10 protein-coding genes are annotated in these 13919 nt (G+C 58.0%); 1 reads left to right on the plus strand and 9 read right to left on the minus strand.

What is annotated here, in order from left to right; translation table 11 throughout:
• Positions 1–156: 156 nt before the first annotated feature.
• The 8 genes from B142_RS0110720 to glf all read right to left on the minus strand — a co-directional run bounded on the left by B142_RS0110720 (position 157) and on the right by glf (position 10019).
• The gene (locus B142_RS0110720) at positions 157–1068 is read right to left on the minus strand and encodes a cutinase family protein (protein ID WP_018121552.1); all 912 of its coding nucleotides are present in this window, start codon (positions 1066–1068) and stop codon (positions 157–159) included.
• 48 nt (positions 1069–1116) lie between these two features.
• Positions 1117–1761: a hypothetical protein gene (locus B142_RS0110725; RefSeq protein ID WP_147579096.1), complete on the minus strand. Its 645-nt coding sequence runs from the start codon at positions 1759–1761 to the stop codon at positions 1117–1119.
• Positions 1761–3761 carry an alpha/beta hydrolase-fold protein gene (locus B142_RS0110730; protein WP_018121554.1) on the minus strand — a complete coding sequence of 667 codons (2001 nt, stop codon included), beginning with the start codon at positions 3759–3761 and terminating at the stop codon, positions 1761–1763. Before B142_RS0110730 ends, B142_RS0110725 begins: the two co-directional genes overlap by 1 nt.
• 348 nt (positions 3762–4109) lie before the next feature.
• Positions 4110–5132 (minus strand): alpha/beta hydrolase, encoded by a 1023-nt coding sequence (locus tag B142_RS0110735; RefSeq protein ID WP_018121555.1) that lies wholly within the window; start codon positions 5130–5132, stop codon positions 4110–4112.
• 158 nt (positions 5133–5290) lie between these two features.
• Complete coding sequence (locus B142_RS0110740) at positions 5291–6295, minus strand: decaprenyl-phosphate phosphoribosyltransferase (RefSeq protein ID WP_018121556.1); 1005 nt, start codon at positions 6293–6295, stop codon at positions 5291–5293.
• Positions 6296–6802: a phosphatase PAP2 family protein gene (locus tag B142_RS13710; protein ID WP_018121557.1), complete on the minus strand. Its 507-nt coding sequence runs from the start codon at positions 6800–6802 to the stop codon at positions 6296–6298. It abuts the gene before it with no gap.
• Positions 6792–8726, minus strand: a complete 1935-nt coding sequence (locus tag B142_RS0110750) for a glycosyltransferase (RefSeq protein WP_018121558.1) — start codon at positions 8724–8726, stop codon at positions 6792–6794. The genes B142_RS13710 and B142_RS0110750 overlap by 11 nt, the downstream gene beginning before the upstream one ends.
• A gap of 102 nt (positions 8727–8828) precedes the next feature.
• Positions 8829–10019: a UDP-galactopyranose mutase gene (gene glf, locus B142_RS0110755; protein WP_018121559.1), complete on the minus strand. Its 1191-nt coding sequence runs from the start codon at positions 10017–10019 to the stop codon at positions 8829–8831.
• Between the two features lie 239 nt (positions 10020–10258).
• On the opposite strand from glf, the gene B142_RS0110760 reads away from it, so the two are divergent.
• A complete protein-coding gene (locus B142_RS0110760; RefSeq protein ID WP_018121560.1) occupies positions 10259–12367 on the plus strand; it encodes an N-acetylmuramoyl-L-alanine amidase in 2109 nt (702 codons plus the stop codon).
• 13 nt (positions 12368–12380) lie between these two features.
• On the opposite strand, the gene glpK is transcribed toward B142_RS0110760, so the two are convergent.
• Positions 12381–13919 (minus strand): glycerol kinase GlpK, encoded by a 1539-nt coding sequence (gene glpK / locus B142_RS0110765; protein WP_018121561.1) that lies wholly within the window; start codon positions 13917–13919, stop codon positions 12381–12383.

The raw sequence follows: 13919 nt of genomic DNA on the forward strand, positions 1-13919 counted from the left end.
TGCTATCGGAAACAAAATAAGAAACGTTAACGTCAATACCAAATCTTATGAGTTCTAATTCACAATCACGAATCGCCACGCCGAAAAACCGCCACGCCGAAAGACTTTCCACGTGGCGGTGCTGGTGAGGTTCACATTCCGAGCAAACCTATCTGGCTAACCCTGATCGATTGTCTCAATAGCCCAATTCTTAATCCACTCATCCGCCGTCGTACCCGGAATTACTTCCTCATTGGTGCCGTACTGGGCATGCGAATTATTCGCCAGCTCCAGAGCCCGGCCAAACGCATCCAACACGCTTTCCGGCGCGGCACAGATTGGGTCATTCTGGGCACAGATCTGGAAAGTGCGATCTTGCAACGCACCGAAACCATCCCGCGCACCACGCATCGACGCTCCCGGGGTCACGCCCTGCACCAAACCTTCCAGAGGCTTCAATGCAACCTCGGCGCCTACCCCACCAACCGGGACTCCAGGATTAATCCCCTGGTCCGCAGTACGGCGGCCGTCGGCAAGCAAGGCAATGCCCCGTACACGCTCCGGCGGAATCGGCCCACGGTGATTGCCGATCTCATTAGCGATATCCCCCAGGATCACAGCGCCCTGGGAAAAGCCCGTCAGCGCGAAATCCGTCAGCGGGCATTCCTCATGCGTGGCAGCCAGGCGTTCGCGAACCTTCTGCGTGCCTTCTTCACGGGATTCGTCGTAGCTCAACTGGTCCTGGTTTTGCACATTGGCAAACTGGGCAGAATACGGCAGAGTCCACACCCGCACGTCGTCCGGAGCGTAGCGCTCCTGCAAAGGCCGGGTGACATTAAGCAAAAAGGAATGTGGATTAGCCTGCGGGTTGAACGGGTCATCATCCGCAGCGGATTCCCAGGTGCCCGGAGCAGAAATGAATTCCACCCGAGGGCACCACTCCGGCTGCACAGGCTCGTCCGCTTCTTCGGCAGGGCCGGCTTGCTCATCCGGAGCCATCGGATCCTCGCCGCTTAAATATTGCATCACCCCGGCACCGATTAACAGGACCAGAACGATCACGGCGATAACCGTGAACACTTTTCTCATAGCTTCACATTTCCTGATTGAGCAGAACCGCGGATTTTACGACCGCACCTAGCAAAAGTGCTTGCGTGCGGACTCCGCCAAATTATCAGCCAAATCTTCGAATTCTCTGTCAGTCCGGTCTTGGCCAATCAGTTGCCCGGCTACCGCCTGCAAAATCGCGGTCTGGTCATCACAGACCAAGTAACCGGCAGAGATGACCTGGCCTTCAACTCCGCCGACGTCGACACCGAGTGCACGAACATCATCGAGGAATGCAGCGTTATCGCCTTCGAAGTTGTTGGTATCCGGGATTTCGTCGATTTCCTGCGCTCCACGATCACGGCTGCCACCGCTGCCTCCAGCTTGCGGTGCTGGCTCAGCGTTACTGTGCCCCGCCGTGTTCGCGCCAGAGTCCTTCTTTTCGGACTCTTTGCTGCTCTTGCCGTCCTTGCCGTCCTTGCTGTCTTTATCAGCATCTTTCGACTTCGAAGAACTAGCCGCAGTGGATTCCGAGGCAGTCGTCGACGATTTGCTCAGAGTCTCTGGCTCTTCGTCTTCTACGGTTGCTGAACCACACGCCGCCAACACCAGAGCACCAGAAGCCAACACTGCCGCCAACGACGCTTTCCGACGCCGTGTACCAGTGCCCGGTATACCTGCTCCCGTTTTGCCGGGAGCCGTCTTGTCAGGACCCAAGCTTCGCGTAAATCGCATTACTTCTCCCGTACGCCACCGTTGATCTCTTGCAAGGTTCCGTGCTGGAACTTCTGCTCGTTCACGCCCGGCTTGGACTCGTAATCAGCGGTTGGCCAGCCATACTTGCCCTGTTCCCAACCGTGCTTGCCCCACTCGTCGAAGATCTTGCCGTACTTGATCACGTGACCACCCGACTCCGGCGAGAAGTAGATATTGCCGTTTTCGAACTCCTGTAACCAACCGCCGTTGATCTTGATCTCGTTGCCTTTCGGCAGACCCAGCTCGGCCTTGTCGACGGATGCGTACTTCTTACCAATCGCACCGTGCACCAAGTAGGTCTTACCCTCCCGGTTGCGGGTCAAGAATCCGTTCTGCATCGGCTGCACCTTGCCGCCACCCACGTGCTCATCCTTGCCCGTTGGGTAACCGGAAGTGCCGGTCTCGTAGCCGTACTCCTTCCAGCCTTCCAGCAAGTCGTTAGGAACTTCCCAAGCACCAGTATCTGGGTGCCAGTAGATATTGCCGTTTTCGAATTGCACGAACCGGCCCTTGCCATCCGGGGTGCCAAGCTCAGTGGACTTCGGGAAGCCCAGCCACGATGTTGCGCCACCCAACTGTGCATAACGCGCGTTGATGGCGCCATACACACCATGTGCGCCGGTTTCTGGCGACCAATAAGCAGTACCACCAGTGAAGTCCTGTGCCACGCCACCGGTCTCGCCCACCTGATACTCGTTAGTCAGGCACTCTTCAAAGTGCGCCTGGCCAGACACGTCAGCGGCAATCGCACCCTTGACCTCACAATTAGCGGTGCGGCCTTCATCTGGGATATCCAGTGAGTTCGCGATGTATGGCCATGCCTGCTTCAGTTCGAATTCCCAGTATTCCCACGTGTGAATACCGGTCGGGCGGAACTTCGCGACGACGTCCACATTTTCTTTCTTGGCCCGGTCGACGAAGGTCTGCGTCGACATGCGAGAGATCACTTCCAAACCGACACCCGGCAGGCTTGGGCCGTGCTTGGCGACGGAGTTGGGATCACCAAAGTCTGGTTGTCCGCTGCCAGCCGAGACGTAGACCGTCATATCGCGCAATTGCTCGATGCCCAGCTTCGGATCGTGATCAATCCAGCCCTGGCTATACAGCGGGCCCCACATCGCTTCGGCGTTGTATCCACCGCCGTCGGAAAGCGCGACCTGAATAGCTTCTGGCATGCCCTTGCTGGTGGTATCCAAGTAACCGGAGAAAGAGCCAGCAAAATTGAACAGGTGCGGGTTACGCTCTGCCATGTTGATAGCAGAAGTTGCGCCCATGGACAGACCCGCAACTGCGCGCTGCTTATTGGAACGGAACTTGTTGTCCATGATCGGGATAACTTCCTTGGTCAAGAAAGACTCCCACTTGTAGTGCTTGCCGTTGTCCGGCTGCTGCCAATCGGAATAGAAAGAAGACTCGCCACCGACCGGCAGGACGACGTTGACGTTTTTGTCAGCAAAGTAACGTTCCACATCGGTCGCGATGGTCCACCCAGATTCGGTTTCGCGGGCGCGCAGACCGTCCATCAACCACAATTCCGGGAATTTCTGGTTCGGCTTAGCGTAGTAATCACGGGCCAGCAGCACCTGGAACTTCATTTCCTGGTCCGGCATAGCAGCGGATTTAACGTAGACGAATGCGTGGCGCGGTGATTTGTATTCCACACGATCAATCTCGACGCCTTCTGGCAGGCCATCGGAGCTCGGGTACTCCGTCTCAATGGTGCTGCGCTGCGGGGCCTCTCCCGGCAGAACCGAATCCGTAATGCCGTCATTTTGTGGCAACAGATTCGAGCTTCCTGGGAATGAGCTTTGTGCCTGCGCTACAGGAGCCTGCGTAGAAATAGGCACGGCAGCCAATCCGGCAGCAACGGCGGTGGGCACCGCCAAGGCCTTCAACCAGGCGCGACCGCGGAAACCGCGTGACTGCTGACCGGTAGTCAGTGGTTGAACGTGCGGGGAAGAAGACGAGTCTAGACGCATAGTGATTCCTTGAAAGTGTGTGCAGGGTAGGCAAAATTCAGGCCTGTCCGCACCCCGGAAGTTCCCCGCTTCCGGGATACGGCTGGCCTACTCGCGTAGTTTTCAAGTCTAAAGTTTAGGTTTAACTAGACGGTTGTTGGTAAGACACTCCGCAAATTCCCAGAAAAATTCTCGCCCGGCGCGTCCGGCGCTTTCTGTCGCGCAAGTTCGCCTCATGCACAGGGCTGGATCCACCGCACCATAGACCAACGCACAAGAAAAGCCAGACTGGCGTCGCCGTGTTGCGACAACCAATCTGGCTGTGGAAGCCTCTCACCCCTGTACGGGACTAGAGATACTCAGAACTGCCTAGCGGGCACCCATGACATCCAAGATGCGATCCCGAGTCCGCTCCAACTGGTAGTTGAACTGATACCAGTTATGCAGACCCTGAGCCGGATAGTCAGTAGTGATTGGGACACCGTTCAAGCGAGCATTCGCCTCAAAGGTACGGGTACCAATCATGGACATGAACTCCAGGGCGATGCCAGGAGCCTTATGCTCTGGCCGCAGATTTTGATCTGGAGGTCCAGGAACACCGGAAGCAGCGGAAACATAAACGTCAGTGTTACGCAGATTGCCCACCAAGTAGAACGGGTCATTCTGGAAACGAGCCGGGTTGATCAGCGTGCCGTACATCGCGTTGATGTTGTAACCACCGGCATCAAGCAACGCCACACGCATCATCGTCTGCATACCCGGCGCAGTAGTAAACAGGTAGCCGGAGTAGGACAAAGCCTGACGGAACTGGTTGGGGTGCTTACCGGCCAGGTTCATCGCGGCGGTAGCACCCATGGACAAACCAGCAACAGAGTTGTTGTTCGGAGCGACGCCGAAGTGCTGCTGCAGGTAACCAGGGAGCTCAGCAGTCAGGAAAGTTTCCCACTTGTAGCTGCCGTCTTCTTCACCTGGGAAGTACTTCGGAGTACCTTGCCAGTCTGCGTAGAACGAAGCCTCGCCACCCACCGGCATTACCAAAGTGATGTTGTCTTCGGCGAACAGCTTGTGAGCATTGCCCTCACGGTTCCAACCATTCTGCTGGTTGTTCGCACGAAGGCCGTCCAGCAGGTACAGGCCAGCGTTGCCGCCACGGGAGGCAGGCTGTATCTGGACGGGAATATTGCGGCCCATGGCGGGCGAATACACATCACAGCGCTGGATCCAGTAAGCAACATGTGGATCCCACTCACAGGTGCCGGTGGCGTCTGGCCGCAACCAGTGCCGGTTATCTTGTGCGGTCGCCACCGAAGGGCTGGCCATCATCCCCAGCGCGACCGCCACGGCAGTCACCATTGTGACCACCGCACGACGCATATTCACGATCGACGTCATTGCTCCCCTTCACGGAAATTATTCATTTGCCGCCTGTATGCTCCATGGTTTTCGGGATAATACCCGCAGGCGACAACGGATTCTGATACGTGTATCGATAATCGAGATAATTTCGTTACACAGCTTGAGGCCAGTGTAGGGGCAGCAAAAAATAATCGCTAATTGAAAACGGTTGTTACTTGTACTGCTGGAACGATATACACCGCAACGACGATGCAGGCGATCCACAGCAGCGCCAGCACCTGCAAGGCGCGGTCCTCCAAGGCGATTTCATCCGGCGCACCGCCTTCACCGCGGTCCACATTCGAGGCATAGCGCAAAATCGCGATGGTAAACGGCACCAATGAGACCTGATACATGATCGACGCCAAGCCCTCAGTAGCCTCGGAAAGCTCAAAGCCCCACAAGGCATAAGACATGACAACGGCAGTAGCCGCCAGCGTCCACACAAAACGCAGATAGGTCGGAGTATAGCCTTCCAAGGCTTTGCGGATTTTCGCGCCGGTGCGCTCGGATAGCAGCAGCTCCGCGTAGCGCTTACCAGATGCCATAAACAGCGAACCGAACGCAGCTACCAGCAGGAACCACTGCGAAAGCTCAATACCGGCGGCCACGCCACCAGCCATGGCGCGCAGCATGAATCCGGATGAAACGAGCGCAATATCAATCACCGGCATGTGTTTCCAGCCAAAGCAATACCCCAGCTGCAGCGCGATATACACCGCGATCACCGCGGCCAGCCCCAGCCCATCTGAGGCCAAGAAAGACAGACCGACGGCTGCGATAATCAATCCGACGGCCATCGCATAGGCCAGCCCAACCGGAAGCACACCGGCAGCGATCGGACGGAAACGCTTGGTTGGGTGCGCCCGGTCCGATGCCACATCGCGGGCGTCGTTGACCAAATAAATCGAGGATGCACCCATGCAAAAGACGAGAAACGCCAACGCGACGTCGGCAAGCGTGCGACCATCCAGCAAAACACCGGCGCCAGCAGCAGCCGGCGCGGCAACTACCAGACTGTTTTTCACCCACTGCTTCGGACGCAGCGCCTTGATCATGCCATCAAGCAGATTCTTCGGAGGTTGACGCTTCCGGCCGGTATCCACGCCGGAGGTGTGTGGTTCCGAGTGGAACACGCTTTGGTGACCGTCGTTTTCCATCTAGCCTTGCCTCATCATTCGCTTAGCGGTCGCATAACCAATCATTGCACCCAGCAGAGTATCTGTCGGGTAATGAACCCCCAACACCATACGCGATGCCATCATCACCGGGATACCAACCAACGGCGTTGTCGAACCCGTCAATTCCGAAACCCCAGTACAAAATGCCGCCGTTGACGTCGAATGTGACGACGGAAACGACAATTTCGACGGCGTTGCCACCCCGACGCGCACATACGGATAATCCGGACGACGACGCCGCACGATGCGTTTGAGCACCACAGAGGCGGCGTGCGCAGTCAGTGCCGAGGCACCAACCCGCACCCACTGGCCGCGTCGTTGCTTGTCGACGACTGCCCCAACGCCTGCACTGGCGATCCATCCCGCAGCGTGTTCGCCGAAATGCGACAGCCCACGTGCGGTCGACAACACGCCCGGCGCGTCAAACGCTACCGATTGGATGCGCTCCAGCACGCGGGATTCTGCTTGGCTGAGTTTATTGAGCATCGAAGACCTTCTTCCACGATTCGCGTGCGGTCAGCTGCGGACGCGCACTCCGGTAGGTGGTCTGCAGCTCGTCGAAACGAGCCTCAATATCCTTCAGCAACTTCCGGGTTTGTGAGAGCAAATCGCTGGTCAGCTGTTTATCGCGCTTACGGAAAGCCACCCCGGTGCCACCAGCGGTGGTCACGGTTGCCGAATCGACTCGGGACAGGTTGAACCAACGAGCCTCGTTCGGGTTCAGATTAATCTGCGGTGCCTCGTGGTGGGCTGGATCCGCTTCCTTTGCCAGGTGGCGCAGGGTTTTCAGCGCCCATGGGATCTTTTTCACCTTGCCCAAGCGGCCACCGACATTGCGCAGGGGAACATCGGCTCCCGTTGGTGCGGGCAGATCCGCCGCGGATTCATAGATCACGGCGTCATCGTAGTTCTGGCGGATCTTCTGGATCCGTGGCAACGAGGTCTCCAGCACGTCGAAAAGCTGGTCCGGGCCCGCCAGGAAATCACGCATGGCTTCGATCTGGATGGCCATGGTGGAGTATTCCATGCACATCGCGTGCTTATAGCTGGATTTCATGATCGAGCGCGCCACGCCCTTAAAGCTGCCGCGGTGGTACATAGCGGCAGTAATCAGACGGTTACGCAGGTGGAAATACGCCTGCCAGTCGATCGCATCGTCCTTATCTGCCCAGGCCATGTGCCAGATAGCAGCGCCCGGCCAGGTGACCGTCGGGAAGCCAAATTCGGAAGCGCGCAGCGAATACTCGGTGTCATCCCACTTGATAAACAAAGGCAGCGGCTGGCCGACGGTTTCGGCAACCACGCGCGGGAACAGGCACATCCACCAGCCGTTGTAGCTGACGTCGACGCGACGGTGCAGGTCTGCACTGCTTTTCGCGTGCGGGTTGCGCTGTTGTTCTTCGGTGAGCGTGTAGCCCAGCGGGTACTCGGAAAAATCGTGGTCGTAAACCCCGTATGGGGCCGATCCCCACATGAAATCGCGGCCGTGAATAGTCTCGCCTGTGGTGCGCAGCTGGGCACGCTGCTGCAGGTTCAACATTTGTCCGCCGACGACGATGGGGCTGGCTGCAAAACGGGCTGCCTGCACGGCGCGCAGGATAGAATCCGGTTCGATAGCGATATCGTCGTCCATGAACAGCACGAAAGGCGCATCCGTGTTCTCCACGAATTCGTACATGATCCGCGAATAACCACCGGAGCCACCAAGATTGCCCTGCCGGAATTCGTGGAAGCGCTCGCCGAAGACCGCAACGGCGTCCTCATATCCCGGCTCGTCCGCTGGGTGTTGGTTGCCCTGGTCCGGCATGAGCACGTGAGAAATTGCCTGTTCGACGACAGGGTCCTCCCCCAAGGCCTGTAGTGCGGCGACGGCATCGGCCGGTCGGTTAAATGTCGGGATGCCGACGGCGACTTTCTTCTCCGCAGGCTCGATGGTGGAGCCGTCGGGAAGCGTTTGTGGCTTCGGTGCATGCGGGGCACACCAGGCGGCCTCACTGATGCTGGTGTCGGTTTCGGCGGTGACGTCGAACCAGTACCAGCCGCCGTCTTCGAAGTTTTTCAACGGCAGTTCAATGTCCAGGGTGTCGTCGACGACCAAGTGGTTGCTCACGCCAACGCGGGTGCCGTCGACCTTGGAGCGGTACAACGAGATATTGGCCGTGCCCTCTACCTTCATGGTCAACACGACGGAATCGAGTTGCGACCAGCGGCGCCAATACGATGCCGGGAAGGCGTTGAAATAGGTTTCGAAGCTGGCCTCCGCGCCGGCGGGCACGGTTATATCAGTGCGGGTATCCCAGCTCAAACGCTCTTTGTTCTGCGGGGATTCGATGAGGTAAAGCATGCAGACATCGAAAGGTTCGCCGCGCTTCGGTAACAGAATGCGTTGCAGGGCTTCGCGATGGTTCACGGTTCTCCAGTTCACAAGGGTTGATTCACGAATGGGCAGTGCAGCGGGCGTTAGTGTAGTGCCCGATAATGCAGTAGACGTTAATGCAGTTAACGTTAATGCTTAGTGGCCGCGTTCTTGCTCTAGTGCCTTACCGTCCTGGAAATACGGCACCAGCTTGTTGTCGAACATCGACAGAGCCGCGCCGATGGCCATGTGCATATCCAGGTACTGGTAGGTACCCAAGCGGCCGCCGAACAGCACGTTATTGTCGATGACTTCTTTCGCCGCATGCTTGCGGTAGGCAGCGAGTTTTTCGCGGTCTTCCGGGGTGTTGATTGGGTAATACGGCTCGTCGTCGTCACCAGCGAAACGGGAATATTCTTTGAAAATCACCGTCTTCTCGCGCTGGTAGTTGCGCTCTGGGTGGAAGTGCCGGAATTCCAGGATGCGGGTGTAGTCCACGTCTTGGTCGTTGTAGTTCATCACCGCGGTGCCCTGGAAATCTTCCACGCCGTGGACTTCTTTGTCGAAGTCCACGGTGCGCCACCCCAAACGGCCCTCACAATAATCGAAATAGCGATCCAGCGGTCCGGTATACACCACGGGAGCATCCGGCGACTGCGCGCGGATGTCATCGCGGACTGCAAACCAATCCGTGTCCAGTTGCACGTCGATCTTGTCCGAGGCCGCCATATTTTCCAACCACGCGGTATATCCGTTGACCGGCAGGCCTTCGTAGGTGTCGTTGAAGTAGCGGTTGTTGAAGGTATAACGCACCGGCAGGCGGGTGATGTTTCCGGCCGGGAGGTTTTTCGGATCGGTCTGCCACTGCTTGGCGGTATAGCCTTTCACAAATGCCTCATACAGCGGGCGCCCGATCAGGGAGATCGCTTTTTCCTCCAGGTTCTCGGCTTTATCCGAGTCAAATTCCGAAGCTTGCTCCGCGATCAATTGTTTGGCTTCTTCCGGGCTGTAATAGCGGCCGAAGAATTGGTTAATCAGGCCCAGCCCCATGGGAAATTGGTAGGCAGTGCCGTCGTGCATGGCGAAAACGCGGTGTTGGTAATCAGTGAAATCGGTGAATTTGTTGACGTATTCCCATACCCGCTTGTTCGAGGTATGGAACAGGTGGGCACCGTATTTATGCACCTCAATGCCGGTTTCTTCGTCTGTTTCGGTATAGCAGTTTCCGCCAAGGTGGGGGCGCTTTTCGACGATGAGCACCTTTTTGCCCAACTCATTGGCCGCGCGTTCTGCGATGGTGAGGCCGAAAAATCCGGATCCGACAACGATGAGGTCATATGCAGTCATGCTCTACAGACTAGTGGAGCACTACGCGCACTAGTGGGAGCAACTAAGGCGCGCGCATAATTCCGCGTGTCGCAACATAAATAACATTCTTCTCATGGGTAACTTTGAGCCTGTATCTTCACCTCTGGCACATGGATTACGCGAGTGACGTGCTTCAGGGGTGTGTTGCTGATTGATTCGCTGAATCATTCTTCGCGGAAAAATGCTTCGCGGGATCATTCAAGGAAACAGGAGTATTCATGCACTTACGTCGCCGTATTGGCACCTCCGGGTCGCTGCGAAACTGGGCCAGCGCCAGCCCAGTCGTCGCTGTCACCGCGACGGCGGCCCTCGTGGTCACCGCCGCTTTCGGAGGCCACCAGGTTTTGCAAACCCAAAACGCCGGTTCCGGACAAGCCGAAGCCAGCATCAGCACCGCCAGTTTCAGTAGCGGTACCGCCACCGTCGTGGATGACCCAGCTGTCGCTACCCAAGGCGACGGCCCGGCTCCGTCCCGCGCGGTCCAGGAGTTCACGAAGGATGAGGAATTCGATTCTTTCGCCCTGACCTGGAGCGGCGAGCGCGATATCAACGCGCATTTCCGTTCGAAGCGTGCCGACGGCAGCTGGACCGAATGGTTCGAAGCCGATGCACTACCCCACCCGGAGGAAGCAACTCAGCAGGGCACCGAGCTGATCTACGTCGAGCCGACCCACACCGTGCAGGTTTCCGTGGCTGGGCTGGATCTGTTTACTGGCGACGAAGCTGCAGCTGCAGGCTCAGAAGAATCTGCAAGCACAGCGGAAACGGCGGGCGCAGCGGAATCTGCAGGCGCAAGCCAGGCAACCACTGACGGCACGAACACCACCACGCCGGGCACTCTGCCGAAGGCTGGTTTGGAAACTTCTGCTGGTGTTATCCAACCGGTCGCAGACGACGTAGACCTCACTGACGGCGCGGGTGCCGGTGCGGGCTCCGATGCACACGCTGGTGCTACCGGCGCCGATGACCTCAACGCTGTGTTCGTCAACGGCAACGCCGCCGCTGGCGCGGGCCAAGCAGAAAACGCGATCGAGCAGACCGCCAACCTGTCCGTCGGCATGCCCAGCGTGGTCACCCGCCAAGGATGGGGCGCCAACGAGTCCTACCGGGGCAACTGCGGCGCTACCGGCATGGACTACAACGCACTGACCCTGCACCACACCGCAGGTTCCAACAATTACGACGCCGCTAGCGCTGCCGCGCAGGTCCGTGGCGCGTACCAGTACCACACTCAGACTCTAGGTTGGTGCGATATCGGATACCACGCGCTCGTCGACAAGTTCGGCACCATCTATGAAGGCCGCCGCGGTGGCCTCAACGAAGGCGTGATGGGCGCCCACGCCGGTGGTTACAACCAGGGAACCTTTGGTATTTCCATGGTGGGTAACTACGAAGTCGCACCGATCAACGAAGCCATCATCCAGTCCGTCGGCCAGATCGCCGGTTGGCGTGCTGCGCAGTCCGGTTTTGATCCATCCGGCACCATTCAGATGACTTCCGGTGGCAGCAGCTACGCAAAATACCCAGCCGGTGATACCCGCACGTTCCAGCGTTTCCACGGACACCGCGACGTCGGAGCGACGACGTGCCCAGGCCAGCATGCGGTCGCGCGCTGGAGTGATATCCGTAATGCCACTAACAAGAAATACCAGCAGGTGGCAGGCCTGATCGCGGGCAACGCAACGGGGCAGTCGCAATCCGGGAACAATAATTCCGGAAACTCCGGTAACCAGCCTGGAACCACCAACCAGAACAGCACTCAGAGCACCCAGAACGCCCACACAAACTCGAACCCGGCTAGCGACGGCCCGTTACAGACCGCGGTCAAAGCCATCGGGATCATCGCACCGCTGGTCATGGCGATTTTGCAGCAAGCTAATGGCGCCGCGAACAAAGCGCCGAACGAGTCCACCGAGGAAACGTTGAAGCGTTTGGCGACTTCCTCAGACATCCACCTTGGCGACGTTCCGGCGCTGATCACCCAGGTTGTGAAACTCACCGGCAACACGGAAATCGAGCAGACCTGGGCACGAATCAATAAGCTGATCGGGCCAGTCCTGGGCTCTCCAGCCACCGGTATTGTGCGCGCCTCGGACGACGTAAACTTCGCGCTGTTCGACAACGGCGTGATCATCGACTCCGAGACCGCTGGCACCAACGCCCTGTGGGGAGAAATCGCCAAAGCTTGGGCCAATGGTGGCTTCGAAAAACTGGGCCTACCCACCAGCGAGCAATACCAACACGGCCAGAAGATCCGCGTGAATTTCCAGGGCGGAAACATCACCTACGACCCTTCCACCGGCGAGCTACAAATCAATGCCGACTAATGGCTAGCGGCTATTAGCTGTAATCGGCGGCATTTTCCCAGCCCAGCGTGCGTTCTACCGCTTGATTCCACATGTGGTAGAGCTGCTCACGCTGGGCTTCTGGCATTTCCGGCTCCCACACCCGGTCAGCCACATAGTCATCATCCGAAAACTCCCACCAACCAATGCCGATACCGGCTGCCAGCGCGGCACCCCACACGGTGGTCTCAATCATTTCCGGACGCTGTACCGACGAGCCCAAAATATCAGCCTGCATCTGCATGAGCAGATCATTCGCCACCATTCCACCATCAACACACAGGCCCGATAACTCGCGTCCGGCATCTTTTTGCATGGCTTCAACCACTTCCCTGGTTTGAAAACACGTGGCCTCCAGGGCCGCACGCGTGATGTGGCTGCGATCGGCAAAACGGGTTAAGCCCACAATCACCCCCGCGGCATCCGGCCGCCAACGCGGAGCAAACAACCCAGAAAACGCCGGGACAATATACACCCCACCGTTATCATCGGCAGCGATCGATTCGCTCGAGGCAGCATCCGGGATAATCCCTAATTGATCACGCAACCACTGGATCAACGAGCCGCCCACTGCGACAGATCCCTCCAGTGCGTACACCGGCTTTTCCCCCTGTTGCTGGTAGGCGACCGTGGTAAGCAAACCATGCTCAGAAAATTTCGGTTCCGTGCCGGTATTGAGCAGCAAAAACAGGCCAGTGCCGTAGGTATTTTTCGCATCACCGGGGTGGAAACAGCGCTGCCCAAACAAAGCAGCTTGCTGGTCGCCCAAAATACCGGTGATCTGCACGCCGGTTAACGAACCACGGTGGCGCACCGCACCCACCTCACCGATCGACGGGACGATCGTCGGCAAGATCTGTTTGGGCACACGCACGGCTTCGCAGAGTTCATCGTCCCAGTCCAGGGTGTGCAGGTCGAGCAATAAGGTGCGCGAAGCATTAGTCACGTCGGTGATGTGTAGCGCTTCGCCGGAACCATTATCACGGTGGTCCCCACTGCCCCGATCATCGTCGTCGCTGCTGTTTTCTTCTGCACCACCAGTGAGGTTCCACACCAGCCACGAATCAATGGTGCCGGCCAATAACTCGCCGCGCTCGGCGCGCTCACGGGCGCCGTCGACATGATCCAAAATCCACGCGATCTTCGGACCCGCCGGATAAGAATTGGCCAACAAACCAGTCTTCGCCTGCCACACCGTCGCATCAGAAAACTCCCCACCGGTGCGGGTATCCTGCCAGACAATCGCGTTATAAATCGGCTCCCCGGTGGCTTTCTCCCAGACAACGGCGGTCTCGCGCTGGTTAGTCACCCCCAGGGCTTTCACATCGCGGGCGGTGATGTCGAGTTCCACCATCGCAGAAGAAATCACCCGGCGCGTGTTCGTCCAAATCTCATTCGGATCGTGTTCCACCCAACCTTTCCGCGGCATGATCTGCTGGTGTTCCAGCTGAGCTTGCGAGACCACTGTCCCGTCGCGGTCAAAAATAAGGCACCGCGTGGATGTGGTGCCTTGGTCGAGTGCAGCGATATACAT

The sequence above is a fragment of the Corynebacterium propinquum DSM 44285 genome (genome assembly GCF_000375525.1).
Classification (GTDB): Bacteria; Actinomycetota; Actinomycetes; order Mycobacteriales; family Mycobacteriaceae; genus Corynebacterium; species Corynebacterium propinquum.